Origin of the sequence: Mycolicibacterium sp. MU0053, from assembly GCF_963378095.1 — a bacterium.
Classification (GTDB): Bacteria; Actinomycetota; Actinomycetes; order Mycobacteriales; family Mycobacteriaceae; genus Mycobacterium; species Mycobacterium burgundiense.
In genome coordinates this window covers 2,689,985-2,709,079 of sequence record NZ_OY726397.1, presented here as the reverse complement: position 1 = coordinate 2,709,079, position 19,095 = coordinate 2,689,985, and the positions used below count along the sequence as shown (strand labels likewise).

At 62.2% G+C, this 19,095-nt stretch carries 20 protein-coding genes and 1 pseudogene; 7 read left to right on the top strand and 14 right to left on the bottom strand.

Annotated elements, in window-relative coordinates:
• The first annotated feature begins 382 nt into the window (after window positions 1-382).
• On the top strand, window positions 383-1,165 hold the full coding sequence (locus RCP80_RS12585) for a hypothetical protein (RefSeq protein ID WP_373693496.1): 783 nt from the start codon (window positions 383-385) through the stop codon (window positions 1,163-1,165).
• 74 nt (window positions 1,166-1,239) lie between these two features.
• Entirely contained in the window at window positions 1,240-2,073 is an 834-nt protein-coding gene (locus RCP80_RS12580; RefSeq protein ID WP_308482635.1) for an alpha/beta fold hydrolase, read from the top strand.
• Between the two features lie 112 nt (window positions 2,074-2,185).
• Here the strand turns inward: RCP80_RS12580 and RCP80_RS12575 are convergent, their stop codons facing one another.
• The 5 genes from RCP80_RS12575 to RCP80_RS12555 all read right to left on the bottom strand — a co-directional run bounded on the left by RCP80_RS12575 (window position 2,186) and on the right by RCP80_RS12555 (window position 6,057).
• On the bottom strand, window positions 2,186-2,440 hold the full coding sequence (locus RCP80_RS12575; protein ID WP_308482634.1) for a helix-turn-helix domain-containing protein: 255 nt from the start codon (window positions 2,438-2,440) through the stop codon (window positions 2,186-2,188).
• Between the two features lie 687 nt (window positions 2,441-3,127).
• A complete protein-coding gene (locus tag RCP80_RS12570; RefSeq protein WP_308482633.1) occupies window positions 3,128-3,574 on the bottom strand; it encodes a TIR domain-containing protein in 447 nt (148 codons plus the stop codon).
• 33 nt (window positions 3,575-3,607) lie between these two features.
• Entirely contained in the window at window positions 3,608-4,252 is a 645-nt protein-coding gene (locus RCP80_RS12565) for a Thoeris type III anti-phage system protein ThcA (RefSeq protein WP_308482632.1), read from the bottom strand.
• Between the two features lie 2 nt (window positions 4,253-4,254).
• Window positions 4,255-5,397 carry a Thoeris type III anti-phage system protein ThcB4 gene (locus RCP80_RS12560; protein WP_308482631.1) on the bottom strand — a complete coding sequence of 381 codons (1,143 nt, stop codon included), beginning with the start codon at window positions 5,395-5,397 and terminating at the stop codon, window positions 4,255-4,257.
• A gap of 48 nt (window positions 5,398-5,445) precedes the next feature.
• Window positions 5,446-6,057 carry a TIR domain-containing protein gene (locus RCP80_RS12555; protein ID WP_308482630.1) on the bottom strand — a complete coding sequence of 204 codons (612 nt, stop codon included), beginning with the start codon at window positions 6,055-6,057 and terminating at the stop codon, window positions 5,446-5,448.
• Between the two features lie 702 nt (window positions 6,058-6,759).
• On the opposite strand from RCP80_RS12555, the gene RCP80_RS12550 reads away from it, so the two are divergent.
• Complete coding sequence (locus tag RCP80_RS12550; protein WP_308482629.1) at window positions 6,760-7,461, top strand: hypothetical protein; 702 nt, start codon at window positions 6,760-6,762, stop codon at window positions 7,459-7,461.
• A 76-nt stretch (window positions 7,462-7,537) separates the two neighbouring features.
• Here RCP80_RS12550 and RCP80_RS12545 read toward each other — a convergent pair.
• Window positions 7,538-7,927: pseudogene (locus RCP80_RS12545) on the bottom strand (IS256 family transposase); the annotation flags it as partial.
• A gap of 77 nt (window positions 7,928-8,004) precedes the next feature.
• Here RCP80_RS12545 and RCP80_RS12540 point away from each other — a divergent pair.
• Window positions 8,005-8,457: a hypothetical protein gene (locus RCP80_RS12540; protein WP_308483056.1), complete on the top strand. Its 453-nt coding sequence runs from the start codon at window positions 8,005-8,007 to the stop codon at window positions 8,455-8,457.
• 114 nt (window positions 8,458-8,571) lie between these two features.
• Here the strand turns inward: RCP80_RS12540 and RCP80_RS25995 are convergent, their stop codons facing one another.
• Window positions 8,572-9,117 carry a DUF6308 family protein gene (locus RCP80_RS25995; protein WP_373693495.1) on the bottom strand — a complete coding sequence of 182 codons (546 nt, stop codon included), beginning with the start codon at window positions 9,115-9,117 and terminating at the stop codon, window positions 8,572-8,574.
• Between RCP80_RS25995 and RCP80_RS12535 the strand changes: the two genes are divergently transcribed.
• Window positions 9,091-10,842: a cation:proton antiporter domain-containing protein gene (locus RCP80_RS12535; protein WP_308482628.1), complete on the top strand. Its 1,752-nt coding sequence runs from the start codon at window positions 9,091-9,093 to the stop codon at window positions 10,840-10,842. The two genes, RCP80_RS25995 and RCP80_RS12535, sit on opposite strands and share 27 nt — an antisense overlap.
• A 19-nt stretch (window positions 10,843-10,861) precedes the next feature.
• On the opposite strand, the gene RCP80_RS12530 is transcribed toward RCP80_RS12535, so the two are convergent.
• From RCP80_RS12530 to RCP80_RS12520, 3 genes are all read right to left on the bottom strand, one after another.
• Entirely contained in the window at window positions 10,862-11,917 is a 1,056-nt protein-coding gene (locus RCP80_RS12530; protein WP_308482627.1) for a zinc-dependent alcohol dehydrogenase family protein, read from the bottom strand.
• Window positions 11,918-12,888: 971 nt separating this feature from the next.
• Complete coding sequence (locus tag RCP80_RS12525; protein WP_308482626.1) at window positions 12,889-13,311, bottom strand: type II toxin-antitoxin system VapC family toxin; 423 nt, start codon at window positions 13,309-13,311, stop codon at window positions 12,889-12,891.
• Window positions 13,308-13,544 (bottom strand): type II toxin-antitoxin system Phd/YefM family antitoxin, encoded by a 237-nt coding sequence (locus tag RCP80_RS12520; RefSeq protein ID WP_308482625.1) that lies wholly within the window; start codon window positions 13,542-13,544, stop codon window positions 13,308-13,310. Before RCP80_RS12520 ends, RCP80_RS12525 begins: the two co-directional genes overlap by 4 nt.
• Before the next feature lie 432 nt (window positions 13,545-13,976).
• Between RCP80_RS12520 and RCP80_RS12515 the strand changes: the two genes are divergently transcribed.
• Window positions 13,977-16,343 carry an arylsulfatase gene (locus RCP80_RS12515; protein WP_308482624.1) on the top strand — a complete coding sequence of 789 codons (2,367 nt, stop codon included), beginning with the start codon at window positions 13,977-13,979 and terminating at the stop codon, window positions 16,341-16,343.
• A 220-nt stretch (window positions 16,344-16,563) separates the two neighbouring features.
• Here the strand turns inward: RCP80_RS12515 and RCP80_RS12510 are convergent, their stop codons facing one another.
• From RCP80_RS12510 to RCP80_RS12500, 3 genes are all read right to left on the bottom strand, one after another.
• Complete coding sequence (locus RCP80_RS12510; RefSeq protein WP_308482623.1) at window positions 16,564-16,992, bottom strand: type II toxin-antitoxin system VapC family toxin; 429 nt, start codon at window positions 16,990-16,992, stop codon at window positions 16,564-16,566.
• A 241-nt stretch (window positions 16,993-17,233) separates the two neighbouring features.
• Window positions 17,234-17,545 (bottom strand): type II toxin-antitoxin system PemK/MazF family toxin, encoded by a 312-nt coding sequence (locus RCP80_RS12505; RefSeq protein ID WP_308482622.1) that lies wholly within the window; start codon window positions 17,543-17,545, stop codon window positions 17,234-17,236.
• Window positions 17,535-17,768 carry a hypothetical protein gene (locus tag RCP80_RS12500; protein ID WP_308482621.1) on the bottom strand — a complete coding sequence of 78 codons (234 nt, stop codon included), beginning with the start codon at window positions 17,766-17,768 and terminating at the stop codon, window positions 17,535-17,537. Before RCP80_RS12500 ends, RCP80_RS12505 begins: the two co-directional genes overlap by 11 nt.
• Before the next feature lie 37 nt (window positions 17,769-17,805).
• On the opposite strand from RCP80_RS12500, the gene RCP80_RS12495 reads away from it, so the two are divergent.
• On the top strand, window positions 17,806-18,207 hold the full coding sequence (locus tag RCP80_RS12495; RefSeq protein ID WP_308482821.1) for a phosphotransferase: 402 nt from the start codon (window positions 17,806-17,808) through the stop codon (window positions 18,205-18,207).
• A gap of 469 nt (window positions 18,208-18,676) precedes the next feature.
• Here the strand turns inward: RCP80_RS12495 and RCP80_RS12490 are convergent, their stop codons facing one another.
• Complete coding sequence (locus RCP80_RS12490) at window positions 18,677-18,934, bottom strand: DUF3297 family protein (RefSeq protein WP_308482620.1); 258 nt, start codon at window positions 18,932-18,934, stop codon at window positions 18,677-18,679.
• Window positions 18,935-19,095 lie beyond the last annotated feature (161 nt).

Below are 19,095 nucleotides of genomic sequence, written 5' to 3'. Positions count from 1 at the left end.
AAGTCGACCGTCGAGCCCCCCTCGCCGATCGACTGTTGCCGTGCGGCAACACAATCAGGGTAGGGGTGTCGTCGGTCCGCCCGGGTAAGAAACGGGGATTTCGGCGGCGTGAACCCCGACGTGTCGGTGTCTGCTGCTACTCATAGGTGCGAACACGCCGAGATCGGCGAGATCGGGGCAGGATATGACGGGCAAGGCGCCGGTAGAAGTTGTCAGGGATCAGTTGGTGTTGGGACCGGTGACGGTGGATTTCCAGAGGACGCTGCGAATCCCCGAGACGGGGGTGCATCCGCTGCCCCCGGGGCTGGGCCGGTTTCCGCTGCGACGGGTCTCGGACTACCCCGACACCGCACCGGCGGAATGGCTGGCTCGTGGTGGGGTCATGCTGCCGATCTACCAGCGGGAGGCAATGTGGCTGTCGTTCAATGCTTCCGAACCAGCTGCTCTCCAGATTGGCGCGGGCAAGGTGTGTGCGGTCAGCGGTTTGCCGTGGATCGAGCACCTCGTTGGGGACCCACAGAATTATGTGCCGTTGCCCGATCAGCCGTGGCTAGACGGGATCAACGCCGGTGATGGCTTCATCCGCCAGTTCGTTGCCGTGCCGCTCGGTTCGGGCGCCACAGTCGAAGGTCAGGTGACGGGGGAGGAGACCCACGGTGGCGTGCAACTCCGGGCCGTCGGCCTGACCGAACAGGCGCTGGCGGCGTGGCACGCCGAACAAGCGCGGCAGGCGCTGATCTGCGCGGACATGGTCCTGGCATGCAATCCCACCGGGACAGGTTCGGCGGACATGGGCCTGGGGGCCGGCGGGCGGATGCGCCAGGAGGTCTATGTCGATGACCGCCCGCTTGCTGATTACGACGAGAGCGACGCACTGCGGGTGTTCGTCCACTTGTGTTCGGCCGGGCAGTGGACTGCCATCACCGGTGAGGTGCCGCCGCCGACGCCGGTGGACCGGGACGCCTACGTGGATGCCGGGTTGCCGTGGTTCGACTACTACGACGCCGACGCCCGCGACTTGGCAGCGGCGAAGGTCTTGAAGGGCATCAAGAGCGTCGGCGATGTGGTTGGCACCGAGGACGATCCGTTTGTGCCCGTTGACCCGAAGACAGTGGTTGCGCTAGCTGGTGACAGCCCGGTCGCGGTTGTTGACGGGCAGTGGTAGCGACGGGCAGTCAAACGGGGCGGTAGGACATCATTCTTCCTATCCGGCGACCGCGCGCGTGGGAAGGTTGATCCATGACCTTCGATGAGGCCGGGACCGCCATCGCGCCGCAGTTCATCACGATCGACGGTGTCCGAATCCGGTACGCGGAGAGCGGTCCCGCGGGCGTCGACGCGATTCTGCTCAGTCCGTGGCCCGAGACCGTGTACGCGTTTGATCAGGTGTGGGCAACGCTGGCCGGGAATGCACACCTGGTGGCCGTCGATCCACCCGGCTTCGGTGCGTCCGAGGGGCGCGCCGATCTGCTGAACCCGAACGCATTGGGCGAGTTCGTTGTCCACGTCGCCGATGCGTTCGGGATGGCACGCCCGCATCTCGTCGGGCCGGACATCGGCACCTCCGCGGCGTTATTTGCCGCCGCCGGCGCACCGGCCCGGTTCGCCTCGGTGGTGGTGGGATCCGGTGGCGCTGCCGTGCCCATCGATGTCGCCGGCCCCCTCGAGGATTGGGTATTCGCTACGGACCTGCAGGTATATCGGGATATCGGCGGGGAGGCGATTGTCGAGGCCGCGCTGGCTACCATCTCCGGGTACACGCCACCGCAGGCAATCCGCGACGATTACCTCACTTGCTATGCAGGCGACCGGTTCGCCGACACCATCCCGTATGCGCAGAGTTACCGGCATTGGCTCCCGGTGCTCGCCGACGTGCTACCCAGCATCACCACACCGGTGCGGGTGATTGCCGGTAGCGCCGATCAGGTGGTGCCGCAGGTCAACGCGACCTACCTCGCTGAACGGCTGCCGTTCGCCCGTGTCGATCTGATCGACGGTGCCGGACATTTCGTCTGGGAGGAGCAACCGCACGAGTACGCGGCATTGGTCGCGCAGTGGTGGGCCCAGAACTAGCCGGCGCTGACCATCCGCGCCAACGAGGGTTGCCCGGATGTCGAAACCTAAGTGGTGGAAGGGATTTGGGGCTCGCGAGTGCAGCCTGGTTGCGTTGATATCCGACTGGCCTCTACCTGCTCCACTGGCGACGCATGCGTGCCGCATCCTGCCGCGGCGGCGCCCCGTATTCGCGTCGGTACTCGCGGCTGAACTGGGTCGGGCTGGTGTATCCGACGGCCTGGGCGACCTGTGCGGCGCTGACGTCGTCGCCGATCAGCAATCGACGAGCATTCTGCAGCCGGACCTGTTTTTGAAAAGCGATAGGGCTCATCCCGGGACGTGCGTCAAACGAATCGGGAGGGGCCTGGGGATCACCGACGAGCACACCAAATCTGACCGTAAGACGTTGCGCAAGAACATCTTTAGGCGGCCCGGCATCAGCGTTCGTTTCGTCACAGTGACGGTACGGTGGAACTCGAGGGGCGCGATATCGGGGGATTGCGCCAAGGGTCAGCGAGCAACTGACCCACTGCGGACGGACACGCAAGCCGAGCCGGCGCCCGAGCGTCTAGACACCGGAGGCCGACCGGCGCAACCGTCGACATCACCAATATGTCACTGTGACGCATTTGGGAGAACCGGGGGCTCGGGTGCATCGAGCGAAGGCTGCGGCCTTCGCCGGCGCGTCCGTCTTCGGTCCGAGGCCTGCCCAGGGGCCGCCCATTGATGACATCCCGCCGTACCGCCTCAGGAGACCGGCGCAACAAACGGCTTACGTGGCCTGCCATCGGGAAGATCAAAGATGCGCAGATCCTCTGTCCGATCCGGGACTAGTTGAGAGTAGATGGGCTCTCTGAGCTGCGTACTCGCATACTGTCACGGACAGCGCTGAGTCTCTTTGTCCGCGACCATCTGAGAGTGTCGGCAGAAATCTGGAACGACATGAGAGTGGAGGACGTCACTTTGGAGGTGACGTCCAATGACCCGGGAACTACGCCACAGACGACCCTAAACTGGGGGAGTAACGTGACCGCTGACAAGAGAGTCCAGCGAGGAGCCGAGCATCGATAACCTATCGCCCGGCCTTGGTGGCCGCCGCCTCGATCCAGGCACCCATGTTTAAGTAGCCGTTGTCCATGTTCCAACGGTAGAGCGGGTAGCTCGTGGGCAGTGGGTTCAATCCTGCGGTGTCGGTGTTGCCGAAACGATCCTCGATTTTCTCGATGCGGATGCCCAATAGTCCGTTGCCTCTGGCAATACTGCGCTCGATCTCGTACTTCACGTAGGTGCGGGAAGCGGTCTCCTGCCCGACGAGAACCACCGTCACGCTGGTATTGATCAGGGCAGAGTCAATCATTGCCTTGATCGCTCCGTCGCCCTTTTTCTTTGCTTCTTCCCAGAGTGAGGCGTCGAAATATCCTGCCGCCTCACGGTTTTGCGTTACCCAGCTGTTCCGAACAACGTTGGCCCGCCATATGTCCCGCTCGTAGTGGAAGCTAAAGAACGCGCGTCGAGCCATGTTGGTCGCCTTTCGTTGCAGGGTCTAGGTGTTTTACGTGGGGTTGGCGATGTCGTCGACAACTGCGCGAGCGATCGCCGGGTAAACCGTTCCGCTTGCCAGACGCTCGCGCAATGGCGACTGCAGTCGCGTCGATTCGGCCAACGACCGCGCTTCACCACCTGGAAAGCCAAAAGCGTACGTAGGGCTCTCAGGTCGCAGACTGTTGAACAGCTGGTGCTCCACCGGGATGCCTATCATGCCGCCGATGAATATGGCTGCGGCCGGCTGTGTTTCGTCGATCATCTGCCTGCGCATGATATCGAGGCTCTGGGGCGCCTGCGTTGGATCTGGAGGTTCGCCTTCAGCCGCGGGCGTCCGAATAATTGTCCCGATTCCGGCGGCTTCGAATCGCAGCGTTTCCTCGGGCAGAATTTCGTCGAATACAGCAGATTGATATACCAAGACCCGCGGAGCGTCGACCGATTCCAACTCGGCCGCCACGTAGAGCAGCAGAGGAGCGACAGTCGGATGGGCTGCGGTTACAAGTGTTCCTCCCGCGCTGAACACCGCACGCGCGGCAGATACGACCGCGTCTGTGATCTCGAGCGCATCAAAGGCGCCATCCCAACGCAAAGGGTCGGGGATGCTAGCGGAGAGAAAGATTGCCTTTCCCGTAAGTCGTTGCTGGTCAGGCATAATCACCAGCGTGCCCCAATCGCATTGTCGGGTACCAATTCGAGACCTCGGCCTTTGGTGATCCACTCCAAGTGGCCGCGGGTCGGCTGCCCCAGTTGGCGCGCTGCATGAACCAGTAGTGCGTCCGCGCTGGTGTCGATCTCTGCGCGCGTTTCATCAAGACGTTGGAGGTCTTGGGCGTTCGGCAATCGGGGTGTTACACCAACAATTGAACGACCGACCGCATGAGAGATGTCAAGAGACCAGTCCCGCAGTGGAATGCATCGCGCGCCAGCTGCGCGCGCGGCATCTTCGACATTGCGTACGAGCATTCGTCGTCGCCTGACGATGCCCTGGGCATGGGCGAGCTCGACCTCGCGGATGACTCGATCTAGTGCGTCAGGTGTGAGCACTTCGTAGCCGTGACTATCTGTTGTTACTTCGTCAGGTATCAGCTGCAATCGCGGAACGCCTGCACTCCCGGGGAGAGTTTGGGGATTACCTGGCCATTGGAGGATCAGCGTGCCCATGGTGTGGCTGAGAGCGTAGTCGACTTCGTCGAAAACCCAGTCGGACAGATAAGCAAGTGGCGTCTCGAGTACCAGCAGGAATGCGTAGCTTTCGAGGGCATCTGCAATGTGGGCTTGAACGTCTGCGCCTTTGGGTATCGCAAATCGGTCGATGAACGGTACGAAGCGATTGTGGGTCAACGCATCGTGGAGTTGCTCTGCGGCACCAAGTCCGTCATCGCGCTTGTGGCTGAGGAACACACGGCGGTCCTGGTCTTCGATACCGAGTTCTTCAAAGAGGAGTCGAGCTAGTCTGCGCTCAGGTTCGTCACCGGACCATTCAAATCCGTTGAATGGCGACAGTTCTTTGGGAACGACCGCTTGAAACTGACCGAGGTCTTCGACTACTGGGATAATGACGCGACCTTGCGAGATAGCATCGTTCAACGTGTCGGCCAAGGTTGGGCTGGTCCTTGAGGCTGGACCGATTAGTGCGACGGCTACCGACGGAGCGAGAGGTGACGGTGCGGATTCTGTGACATCGACGCTGACGGACCTGTGCATGCCGATCGTGAGCAATTCGGACGCGACCGCCCGGCGAAGATCTGCCAGCCAATCATCACGGTCGGCGTGCACGACCTGAATCTCATAGGTCACAGACAATGCGCGATCCCTTCGGTACTTGGCAACGATTGTGCGGTGGTATCACGGGCACGAGTTTGTTGTACGCAATGCCCGACTGTTGTCAACGAGATTGCTTTTTGAATTGCGGTCGCCGAACGCAGCCTCAATATTGGCTCGGACTCGTGACGGTGAGTCCGGGTATGCCAGGTACCGGGTGTACGAGGCCGTTTGGTCGTCCTTAATCCAGTTATCGTTGATGCGGTCTGGCAGTGTTGCGCTGTTGTTCATCGATGGCAAGGGGTAGACGAGCAGACCACTGCGCTTGTTGACTGTGTCATTGCGCAGCGAGGACGAGATTTCCCAATCCACGAACTGCCGCCCCCAGGTGCACGCGCCGAGCAGCACGATGGTGACCGTTGAGTCGGACAAGTAGAGTTCGCGGATGCGGCGCTTGATGTAGTCCTCGTCGTCACTGTCGATGAAGTCGTCCTCTACCGTGACCCCAACCGATCTTGGTATGAACTCGGAACCAAAGTCGTCCAGGAACGTTTCGACCTCGGACAGATCGTCCACGTGGTACGAGACGAAGCACTTATGCCGTGTGGAATCGACCTTGCGAGCCGATGCCAGCTCTGCGACGCGCTGCGCCTGACGCATGAGCTGCTTCGATGACGCCTGGTAGCCGTCCGCCATGAACTCGTCCTCGCTACTTGTGAGATGGATGGGGCCGACGTCGCATGGACCAACTGCTTGCCAGGAGCGCCGAGGGCGATCCTGCCGATCGATGCAACTCCCCAGAATTACATATGAGTATTTTGCACCACGATGCGCCGATTTGCGCCGAAGTTCTAGGTAACAGCGCAGGGTGGTTGTCGCGGTTGATAGCGTCCCGTGACGTCATGCGCCCGCCCGGTTCGCCCGGTTTTTTCCCGCTCAGACTCAGGCAATCGGTCGAGGATGGCGGCATCGACGTCGAAGACGGCCACTCCCGAACGTAGATGGCCGAGTCGAAATAGTGAATCGGCGTGTACCAAGGGGAGGGCATCCAACACATTGGGCGGCGGAACTACGAAACCACCGCTGCCAAGCTTGCGCACTTCGTCGATGACCGCCGATCGCGCCGCCCGTGAGTCGAACTCCTCACCCATGTCCGTGCGCGAATGGATCTAAGTCCAGCCGGGTTCCTAAACGTCGGACTCTGCCGGGTCGACTGGCCACGGACCATCACCGTCGAGGTCGACAAGGTCCATATCCAAGAGCGTGTCGACGACTTCAGGAAGGGAGAGCAGGCCGTTCACGGCGCGATCCCGCCACAGCTTCCTTGCATACCGCTGAGCGCGACGTCGGACCCCAAATGTGCGTGTCAGGCCGGTCGCCCAGCTACGGTGTGGCCTTGTGGGGGTGTCACCGGAAGTAGAAGCAGACCATCTGTCGCCCGGCCAGCGCTCGACTATCCGTCGAACCGTTCAAGAGGCGATAGACCAACACGGCATCGAATGGGCAATGCGCAACACCTGCGCCCAGCTCGAAGCTAAGTACGGCATCTCCTACGACACCATCGAGTACCTGCTCCGTGACGAGTTGCCGGCGGCGTTGCCCGAGGAGCTGCTGACTTCGGGCCAGCGGAACAAGATCCGACGGGATTTCATTGCTGCGACCTCCACTACCGACCCCTCCCGCAGACACACCGCCGCCGCCGAGGTGGTCAAGCGCTCCGCCGAGCACTTCGGAGTGTCCGAAGACACCATCCGCGCCGTTGTCGGTATCGACGGCGATACTGTTCGGCCTACGCCACCACCCGGAGGACCACCTGTGCCTGTAGCTGCCCCGTCCCTGCCCGAGCCCGGTCAGGTTGTTGAGGTGCGCGGTTCGACGTGGGCGGTCGCCAATGTTCAAGCCCAGGGTCTACCACTCAGCCCAGCTGACGACGCAGCCGCGAAGCTGAATCACGTCGTCGATCTGCAGTCACTCGACGAGGATCGCCTCGGCGAACAGCTGTCGGTGATCTGGGAGCTCGAGGTCGGCAAAACCGTCACCCCACCAGAGGGCTTCGACGATCCTGTCACCTTGGCCGGCTTCATCGACGCGACCGAGTAGCCGCGTCCGCCGGCGATAGCCGAGGGGCTCGACGGGGGGACGTGGTACCACTTGTCCTTCCACGAGGCGTCCGGGGATCGGCACTGGGCGAGGTGTAGATCGGTTTGAGGGCCGCGGCCACAGCTTTGCGGTCGCTGTAGGACACGAACCGCATCGAGTTGCGGATCAAGTGCACCACACAGGTCTGCACGGCCGCTTGCGACCAGGTCGCCGCGATCGCTTCCGGGAACCCGGTCAGCCCGTCGCAGCAGACGATGAGCACGTCCTTGATACCGCGGTTGGCCAGATCCGAGCACACCGACGCCCAGAACGAGGCTCCCTCGTGCGGTTGGACCCAGATACCCAGGACATGCTTGACGCCGTCCATATCGACGCCCACGGCGATATGAGCGGCTTTGTTGCGGGTGTGGCCGCCGTCTTTGACCTTCACGATCATCGCGTCGAGGTAGATCACCGGGTAGAGCGGGCAGTTTCTAGCGATCGTTGCGAATCCCAGACTGATGGGATTGCCAGGTGAGCACCTTCTTACGGAGGGTGATTCGTATGCGATCGGTAGCCGATAGCTGGACCTTCTGCGTCGTGCTGAACCAACAGAAGCCGGGAAACGGTGGCGCCCACACATTCCTAGATTTCGTGACGCGGAAGAAGGTTTACTTTCACCCCTACGGCGTCGGCGGTTGGCCTACCGAACCCCCGAATTTTTTGGCATTTCGCTGGGACGGCGGAGTGCAGCGGATACATCGAGTAAACCGCTCCGAGGTAGTCACGTCATTACTCGAACGTTGGCCGGACATACCTGCGACTCCGGAGACCGAAAGGCCTCACCTGGTTTATAAACTCGGACCGCAGTTGCCTCCAATGGCTCCGGTTCCGAATGGTGGCATCTACCCCAATGGCCGGGTCTGGATGCTGCTTGATCAACTGCAGACGTGCAAGACCGTGCATAAGGCCGCCGAAACGTCGAAGAAACTGCGGGATGCTGCCGGCGAGCGTTGACCGCAAGGACGGATGAAGAAATCACGGTCGTCCGCAACCATCACCTAAAGTCAGCTCAACAGCGGCCGCTTGACGAAGAACACGACTGAGGCTGGTAAGTGCTGTGCGGGGCACTCACCGATTCGAGAGGCCGGCGCGTAGACGGGCTTGTCGTGCGGTGCGGGATCGACTGTGGCGTATCCAGATGACGGCATCCAGGAGCCGCAACGGTGAGATGAGTTCGGCAGGAGCAGATTTGGGTTGAGATCTCTCAATTGCGGCTCTGACCACTGGGTTGGTCAGGCAGTCTCGGAGCTCACGTCTTGGATCTACGCGAAGGCGAAGCGCGTGGCGAATCACGCTGTCCACGACCGGCACAAGTCGAGGTCTCTTGCGCGCCATGAGCTTGCTGGCGCGGGTCTCGCCCACGCCCGGCAGTGTTCTGAGTGCAGCATCGCACCGGTCGATGGCGGCCAGGTGTGCGTCCGTGGCTTCCCAAAGATCCAAGTCGGCAGGGATGTCGCGAAGTAACTGCACGAACTCAGCGCTCCGCGACTCCAGCAACTGTCGTGGTGCGCGTGGGCTCAAATTCACGTCAAGTAGCGTGACGGCAAGTAGGTCTTCGGCCGAGAAGCCGTCTACTCCCGAGTCGAAATGCTCCGCCCGTCGAGGCGTGCGCATAATAACGCGGGGAGATCATGCCGGACAGTTCTGCGACAACGCGACGACGTCCCTGACCTCGCCGGAATCCTAAGAAGGGGGAGAGCGGTGTCAGCGACAGTCGTCGCGATCTATTTGGTCGTCACTTTCGGTCTGGGCGGACTCGCGCTGGCGCTGCGCCTGCCCCCGCTGGTCGGCTTCTTGGCTGCAGGTTTTGTTCTCAACGCCATCAACGTCGAAGAAGTACCTCAGCTGAAGGTGCTGGCGGATCTCGGCGTCACCCTGTTGCTTTTCGCGATCGGTCTCAAGCTCGACGTCCGCATCCTGCTTCGCCGCGAGGTATGGCTGACCACATCGGTTCACATGCTGGTCAGTGTCGTGCTCGGTGGTTTCACGCTGTGGTTGGCCGCCGTGGCCGGGTTGTCCATGCTGTCCGGTCAGAGTGTGCAGACGACCGCCCTGCTGGCCTTCGCGCTGTCGTTCTCCAGCACCGTGTTCGTGGTCAAGCTGCTCGAGGAGCGCGGCGAATCGAACTCGCTTTACGGCCGCATCGCCATTGGCATCCTGGTGATGCAGGACATCGTCGCGGTCGTCTTCCTCACTGCCACCAGCGGCCATCTGCCCAGCCCGTGGGCGCTGACGCTGGTCGGGCTGTGGCCGCTGACGCGGGCCGTGCGTAAGATCTGGGGTCGCTTGGGCCACGGCGAGATGCAATCGCTGTTCGGCATCGTGATGGCTCTGGTTCCCGGCTACGCGCTGTTCTCGGCGGTGGGGCTCAAGGGTGATCTCGGTGCCCTGATCGTCGGCGTGCTGCTGGCGTCGCACCCGGCATCCGCTGAGCTCTCCCGTTCGCTGTTCCACATCAAAGAGCTGCTCCTCGTCGGCTTCTTCGTGTCGATCGGGCTCACCGGTTTGCCTGACGTGCCGACCATCACGGTTGCTCTGCTGATGTTGTTGCTGCTGCCGTTCAAGGCGATCTGGTACGCCGTGTTGCTGTCGCTGATGAGGTTGCGGCACCGCACCGCGATCCTGGCCGGGCTGAGCCTGATGAACTACTCCGAGTTCGGATTGATCGTGGTGTCGGTCGGTGTCTCGGTCGGTCTGTTGGCCGAGGCCTGGCTGGTGGAGATGTCGATTGCGGTGGCGTTGAGTTTTGTTGCCTCGGCGCTCGTCAACGGTCGCGGCCACCTGATGGTGGAGAAGATCGCGGCGTGGTTGCCTGCCCAAGACGAATACGAATTGCAGCCTGAGGAGCGTCCTGTCGAGGCCGGCGATGCCGAGGTGGTGGTGATCGGGATGGGCCGGGTCGGGTCGGCTGCTTACCAGCGACTGACCGAGCACTACGGGTTGCGGGTGATGGGCGTCGACTACGACGGTCCCCTGATCGGACAACACGCCGAGAACGGTCTGAGGGTGGTGGAAGGAGACGCCACGGACCTGGACTTCTGGAACCGGCTACGCCACTCCGATTCGGTGCGGATGGCAGTGTTGGCCATGCCGCACCACGGCGCCAACGTCCGTGCGCTCGAATGTCTTCGGGAGTCCGGTTTCAGCGGCAGGGTTGCTGCGGTGGCCCGATACGACGACGAGGTGGAGTGGGCCAAGAGCAACGGCGTCGACATCGCGTTTAACGTGTATGCGGGTGCCGGTCTGGAGCTGGCCGATCAGGTGGGGGGAGAGGACACACGCAGTGCTGTCGAGCACGCACCTGAAAGCGAGTCGTCGACCGACGAAAGGGAAGAGTGATTCCGGACAGGCCGTGGTGTCAGGCCTGAAGAATCACCTTGAGCGCCTTTGTTTCCGAGGCGCGCGCGAAGGTGTCGTAGGCGTCCATGATGTCGCTGAGCGCAAAGCGATGGCTGATGAACCCGGACACGTCGAGCTTCTTCTGCGCCAGCAACTTGATCAGCATGGCCGAGCTGTCGGTGTTGACCAGGCCCGTGGTGATCGTCAGGTTGTCGATCCACACCCGGTCCAGCGGGAATTCGACGGGCTTACCGTGCACACCGACATTGGCGACGTGGCCCGCCGGCCGGACGATGGACAACGTCATGTCCCATGTGGCCGGGATGCCGACGGCTTCGATCGACACATCGACACCCAGGCCGTCGGTCAGCGCCAGCACCTGGTCCTTCCAATCCGGATCAGATGCCACCACGCCGTCGCTCGCACCGAACCGTTTGGCCTGTTCGACCCTGTTGGCGTCGAGGTCGATCGCAATGACGCGACTGGGTCCGTACAACCCCGCGGTGGCGATCGCCGCCAGACCCACCGGCCCGGCCCCGACCACGGCCACCACGTCGCCCGGCTTGACCTGCCCGTATTGAATACCGATTTCGTGACCGGTGGGCAAGATGTCGCTGATCATCACCGCCTGCTCGGCGGGCACCCCGTCCGGGACGCGGTACAACGAGGTCTCGGCGAACGGCACACGCACGAACTCGGCCTGGGTGCCGTCGATGAGATGGCCGAATATCCAGCCGATTCCGGGGGCGCCCTCATCGGCCTGGCAGTGCGAGTAGACGCCCTGCTTGCAGTAGATGCACTTGCCGCACGCCGAGATGCAGCTGATGATGACCTGATCGCCGACGGCGAGGTCGGTGACCGCGGAGCCCACCTCGGTGATGGTGCCGACGCCCTCGTGTCCGAGGATGCGTCCATCGGTCACCGCGGGCACGTCGCCCTTCAGGATATGCAGGTCGGTGCCACAGATCGTGGTCGTCTCGACTCGCACGATCGCATCCGTGGGCTTGAGAATGACGGGATCGGGCACCTCTTCCCACGCCTTGGCACCGGGGCCGTGGTACACGAGCGCCTTCATGTTCGTTCCCTCCGTCGCAGACGTAGACCTGTCGCCAACGTACTCGGTTACCCCGCGACGGGTGCCGCTGTTCGCTGACAGTTCACCCGCGCCGCAACGCCTCCATCGGCTCTCAACCAACCGGCAATGTGGGCAGATTCGTTTTGCAATCCTCGTTGGGGTAACTCGGTGACGGAACGCGGTCCACTCCTACCGAACCGATTGGGTTGGTACCCGCGGGCGGGCCGGAGGTAGAGCGTCACCGGTCGGGGCAACTTAGCGCGTGGGCGGTGGAGTCTGCGGAATGGCACTGCAGGACAGGATCATTGGGTCGAAGCCGGTCGGCGTCAATTTGTCACTGTGACGTTTCGCGGTGGTTGAGCGTAGGGCGGTGAAGAGTGATTCGGGAGGCCGGCGGGGCGTATCGAACTTCGCCTACCGGCGCGTCGGACGTGCCCGTAGATTCGGCACTGGCGGCCCGTGTGGCAGCAGTGCGGTGAGTTTCACGACTCGGTTCGGGAGGAGGTTCCGGCGCGGAAGCGTCACGAGATGCGACATCCAGTAGGCGAAGGAGTGGAAAAGGTTATGCGCCGGTTCTCGAACGAATGAAAAAGTCAGAGGTCAACTGCAAAACGACAATCTTCCCGATGGCAGGTCACTCAAACCCGGGGCGGCACTGTTCCCGCACGTCAGGTTTATGCCGATAAGCCACATTATGTCAACTAAATCACTGCATATTGCATCAGATGAATCAACGTCTGGCCGCTTGCCGGCCACCACTCCTCCCGTCGTTGTCGGCTACGTTGCAACACTTTCCGCCCGCCTCACCGCCAACACCGCCTTGTCGCTGCCGCATCTCCAATGCTGCGCCGCTGCGGATCGCTAGGAAATACGGCGGAACCGAATATGGCGGGTTACCGGTAGACCACTGCATATTGCGTTGCTGCCTAACGCTTTTCGATACAGAGCTGAGTAGCCGAGCAGCCACTTCCCTACAAGTGATCAGGATGGGTGACGGCCCGGAGCTCGAGCCGCGGGATTCCTGCGAAGTCGGCTGCATTACATGTGTAGAGCGGCAACGCGTGAGCGATCGCGCTCGCCGCGATGAGCGCGTCATACGCTCGCGCCGCCGGCTTGCGTCCTGATGCGCGGAGTGCCGCCGCCACAGTGCCAAAGGCCCGCGCGCAATCAGCATCGAACGGAAGGACATCAAAGTCGGCCTCGGCCTGCTGCAGGTGCTGCTGACGGGCACTGCGCTCGGTTTCGTCGTGCGCTACATGCGGACCCACCGAAAGTTCGGCCAGAGTTATCGCGCTAATCACCGATTCGTCGGGAAGCTCGGTTGGGTCGGATATCCGGCCGAGGAGGATCACCGTGGAGGTGTCCAGCATCCCATGGCTCGAAGCCTCGGTCACAGCGACGGGTCGATCGCGTCGTCGATATCTTGCCGGAGCGCATCCGGGTTCACCTGCGGAAGATTTTTGCGGCGACGAATGAGTTCAGCCGGACGGGCGCTGGATCTTGCCAACGGGCGGAGCTCGGCCACCGGCGCACCGTCACGAGTAACGACGATGCGTTCGCCGCGCTCAACGCGGCGCAGGACATCTCCCCCGTTGTTCCGGAGATCGCGCACCGTTACCGTGTCCATGTAACTACTGTATCACCGGTGAGACCGCGGCGCGACTGCCGCAGTGCACTTAGCTTAGCTTTCGCGTGAATATGCAGGAATCGAATATGCAGTGTTACCGGTCGAATGCCGCATATTGCATCAGATGAATCAATCCGCTGCTGCCCCGTCTCGCTGTAGGTGGCGGCTGCCGCAACGCAGTTGACGGGTTTTGGTCGCCCTGAACTGCGACGATGAGTTCAGCGCGTGTTGGATGAACCGTAGTCGCCGAACTCTTCGGCTACAGCTACCAGGTCGCCCATCGCCACGCCGACATCGCCGCCCAGCTCTGATCGCAGTACGTCACGTAGTGATTGCGATCAACTGACTTCCAGTTGCAAAGGCCACCGGGTGTCGAATCCATCTGACAGTCTGAGCATGGTCGAGATGCGGCCACAGGAAGGCGACTGCCACATGTCAGACGGCCAGAGTTCTCGCTCGATCCTCCCGATTCCGGACGTGGCTCATGGCGGTTTGACCACCTATGACGCGAAAGATCCAGAGACTAGTTACCCGCCGATTCGCGACATCCGACCGCCCGAGGGTGCGCCCAACGTGCTGGTCATTCTGATCGACGACGTCGGCTTCGGTGCCAGCAGCGCCTTCGGCGGCCCGTGTGAAACCCCGAACTTCGACAGGCTCGCCGCCGGCGGCTTGAAGTACAACCGCTTTCACACCACCGCGTTGTGCTCACCGACCCGGCAGGCGCTGCTGACCGGCCGCAATCACCACTCGGTCGGGATGGGCTGCATAACTGAGGCCGCTACTGCCGCACCCGGTTACAGCTCGGTCTTGCCTAACACCAAAGCACCGCTGGCCTTGACGCTCAAACTCAACGGCTACTCCACAGCGCAGTTCGGCAAGTGCCACGAGGTTCCGGTCTGGCAGGCCAGCCCGGCTGGACCATTCACCGCCTGGCCCAGCGGAGGCGGCGGCTTCGAGTACTTCTATGGCTTCATCGGCGGCGAGAACAATCAGTGGGACCCGGCCCTCTACGAAGGCACCACCCCGATCGAGCCGCCGAAGACCCCGGCCGAGGGGTATCACCTGACCGAGGACCTGGCTGACAAGGCGATCAACTGGGTCGGTCAGCAGAAGGCGCTGCTGCCCGACAAACCCTTCTTCGTGTACTTCGCCCCGGGAGCCACGCACGCGCCCCATCAAGTGCCTCCGGAGTGGATCGAGAAGTACAAAGGCAAGTTCGCCCACGGCTGGGATCGCCAGCGCGAGCTCACCTTCGAGCGGCAGAAGGAACTCGGCGTCATCCCCTCAGACGCAGTGCTCACTCCCCGCCACGCCGAGATCCCGGCCTGGGACGACATGGACCCCGCACTCAAACCTGCGCTCGAGCGCCAGATGGAGGTCTATGCCGCCTTCATGGAGCACACCGACCATCACGTCGGTCGCCTGCTCGACGCGCTTGGGCCCGTGCTCGACGACACGCTGGTGTACCTGATCGTTGGCGACAACGGGGCCTCCGCCGAGGGCACCCTGCAAGGTGCGTTCAACGAAATGGCCAACTTCAACGGCATGGCCGCCATCGAGACACCGGAGTTCCTACTCTCCAAGCTCGACGAGTTCGGCGGCGAAGGCTCCTACGGCCACTACGCCGTCGGGTGGGCCTGGGCGATGGACACCCCCTACCAGTGGACCAAGCAAGTCGCCTCGCACTGGGGTGGCACCCGCAACGGCACCATCGTGCACTGGCCCAACGGAATCGAAGCCAAGGGCGACCAACGCAACCAATTCAGCCACGTCATCGATCTCGCGCCCACCGTGCTGGAAGCCGCGGGCATCCCCGCGCCGACACTTGTCAACGGAGTCCTGCAAAGCCCGTATGAGGGCACCAGCATGCTCTACAGCTTCAACGACGCCGACGCACCCGAGCAGCACGAGACGCAGTACTTCGAGATGTTCTGCAACCGAGGCATCTATCACAAGGGCTGGAGCGCGGTCACCAAACACCGCACCCCATGGGAGATGGGCGGCGCCGTGATGCCCGCCTTCGACGACGACGTCTGGGAACTCTACGACGGCAATGACGACTGGACCCAGGCCAACGATCTATCGAAGGAGCTTCCAGAGAAACTCCATGAGCTGCAGCGCCTTTGGCTGATCGAAGCGGTCAAGTACAACGTGCTTCCGCTCGATGATCGGCAGATCGAACGCTTCATCCCCGCATCGGCGGGCCGGCCCACCCTGATCAAGGGCAATACCCAATTGCTGTTCGGGAACATGGGCCGACTCTCGGAGAACTGTGTGCTCGACATCAAGAACAAATCCTTCGCCGTCACCGCGGACCTCGAAGTATCTGGCGAAGGTGCAGTCGGAGTCATCATCGCCCAAGGTGGCCGCTTCGGCGGGTGGAGCCTCTACGCCAAAGACGGCCGAGCCAAGTTCTACTACAACGTGCTGGGCATCAAGTCGTTCAGCATCGACGCTGCAGCGCCCGTCCCGACCGGCACAACCCAGGTGCGCATGGAATTCGACTACGACGGCGGCGGCATGGGCAAGGGCGGCACCGTGACGTTGTATTACGACGGCACCGCAGTCGGCTCAGGCCGGGTTGAACAAACCCAGGGCGTCGTCTTCTCCGCCGATGAGACCACCGACGTCGGGCGTGAGACCGGCACCATGGTCAGCCCCGACTACACCGCCCACACCAGCCGATTCACCGGCAAGATCAGTTGGGTCCAAATCGATCTCGGCGAGGACGCAAAGGACGCCGACCACTACATCGACCCCGACGAACGCTTCCGCATCGCGATGGCCCGCCAATAGGAGTTCAATCCGGTCCGCAGACCCGCACACCCACGCGACCCAACAACGCCGTCATCTTCCTTGTCGGTATATGCCCACTAGGTAACGACGGTTCCTTAAAGCGCATTCGCATCCATCCGAATATGCGGAAATCGAATACGCGGGGTTACCAGTAAAGTACGCCGTTTGCCCTGCGTCTCAGCCACTTTCATTACAGTCCGCGGGCCGCCGGAAAACTTTGTTACGGTGCGCCGGCATCCCACGGATTCAGCGTGTCGATGCCGGTGTCGGCGAAGTCATCAACGTTGCGTGTCGCGAGTCCAGTTCTCCAGTTGCGGCAAATGGCTGCTATCTGCGCGTCTGCCATACTAATCGGGCGTCCAGCACCTTCTCGGGCGGCAACAATCTCGGCGTAGTGCGCCGCCGCCGGCGCATCGAACGGCAGAATCTGGTCTCGAAAATCCTCGGTCAGCAGTCCCTCAACCGTGATGTGTAGCTCTCGCTTGCGGCGCCCGTCTGGCAGTCGAGCTACGCCATACATCAGCTCGGCTGCGGTCACTGCGGTGACCAATACGTCTGCAGCGGGAAACCTGTCGACCCAACTGGCGACGCCAGCCTCTGGAGCTTGGCGCATCAATTCCGACACAACGTTGGTGTCCAGGACAATCACTCGCCAAGCTCCGCAGCTCGTGGCCGCTCGGTTCGGCTCGGCAGTTCGAAGCCCTTGTCCCCCAGGTCCTTAGCGCACCTCAGGGTTGTCCTCTCCCCTTCGGCGCCACCCCACCGCTACTGTCCACCGCTCCCACGGGGGACGGACCCGGCGGAATCGAATATGGCGGGTTACCGGTAAAAGACGACGTATTGTGCTGCGCGCCAAATACTTTCATCCCGTGCAAGCGGCGGCGTAGCCCTCAGAGATCAAGGACCACGCGCAGTGCCGCATCGACGCGGCGCATCTCATCGAAACTCAGGAACCCGACGCTCTTGCCGAGCCGGCCCGGGTCGACCGCCGCGGCCTGCTCAGCAAGCACCCGGGTACTCACGCCGCCGATTTCAACCTCGGGACGAAAGCTGGCGGCACGTGCCGACGTCGACGTCGGCACAACCAGCCAGGTCGACAAAGGCAGTTGATCTGACTGGACGACTACGGCGTAGCGGGAACCGGACTGCTCGTGACCACGACTCCCCCGCGGCGCGTGCAAATGAAAGACCTCACCACGCACGCAGCGTCTCCATATCGCGCAGGACCTGCATGGCCTCAGCGCGATCGGATTCATCGTCAGCAAGCCTTCCTGCCTCGACTCGAATTGACGCGCTAGCCTTCCGTCGTGCGGCTTCGATAAGAGCAGATCGAACGGCTACGGACACAGCCGTGCCATCTCTGGTTAGGACCTCCAGCGCCTTCGATGTGTCATCGTCCGGCCGGAAGGTAATAGTGTCAGCCATAGCAACAGTGTACGACGTTTTGTAAGACGATTGCTGGATCCGCATTGAGCGAGGTATCGCACACAGCGGCGACCCGAGGATCGCCCACCTCCCGCCACGGTCCCGGCTTCCAGAACTTCTTCCAGTCCGTCACCCCCGCAACATCGCTGCCGACATCCTGGCCGTCTGGGACGACGCCGTTGCGGCCCAGGCGTGGGAGGGCCCGCCGGCATGGGCCCACGGCAACCTTCATCCCGCGAACGTCGTCGTCTCGGACGGAACACTCTCAGGCATCGTCGACTTCGGTGACATGTTCGCCGCGGGATTTAGCGTGGGACCTCGTCGCCGCATCGGTGCTGCTACCTGCGGGCACGACGTCGCGGTTCTTCGAGATGTACGCGCATGCGAACGAGGCGGCGATCCGGCGGGCCGCGGGCTGGCCGCTATGAAGAGCCGTTGACCCTATTGGCTTGGCGCACTGCGCATCTGACGTTCGCCCAGCCATGGGCTCAGTGAGTCGCAACACCTCTTCCACGGTCCGCCTAAGCGAGGACGTTGGGGTTGGGCCATGCCACGTGCCTACGCCGCCCGTGCAGGTGCCAATACAAGCACGAGGCCGGAGACGGAGCCCCGTAGCAAACCTCAAAGCGAAGCATTTTCGGCACTGCCATGAAAATTCGAGGCATCGCACGGCTCGACAGATCGCGAACGCCCATCGCTCGCCGAACGAGGCGCGAACCCGCCACATCCCGTCGCACTACGGCGGAATCGAATATGGCGGGTTACCAGTAAGATACGAGTACCCCTGGTCGTGGGCACCGGCCATCGTCGAAGAGTTCTTCGACGACCTGCGCGGCATCAAGGGCCGTCGCCAATCGACGGTCCGCAGGTGTCAGAACGGCCTACTCGTTGTAGCTGCTGGGCGTCCGCTATTCCGCTCCGCGGAAATAAGGTTCAACCGTGCCACTGAGTTTGACGACCATAGGGTTCCCGTGGCGATCCTTCGCGGTAGGCACTTCAACGCGCACCCAACCCTCGGCCACGTTGTATTCGTGAACATTGGATTTTTCTGCGCCATTGAAGCGAATCCCCACATCGCGGCGAAGCACCTCTTCGCTATAGAAAGCGCTGCGCGGATCGATGGAGAGGTGATTCGGTGGAACGTCTGTGTTCTGATCCTCGGACATAATGGCCTTCGTTGAATGCTGCGTTGGGGTGCTCAGATTGTTCTGAAAGAATCTACGCGACCCTGCCGTAGCGGGTTGCGCGTAGGCCTGGAGGGCCTCCTCACATTCATTCATCGAGCAAGGCCGAGGAATGCCATCAGTACAGCGTCAACGGCGGCACC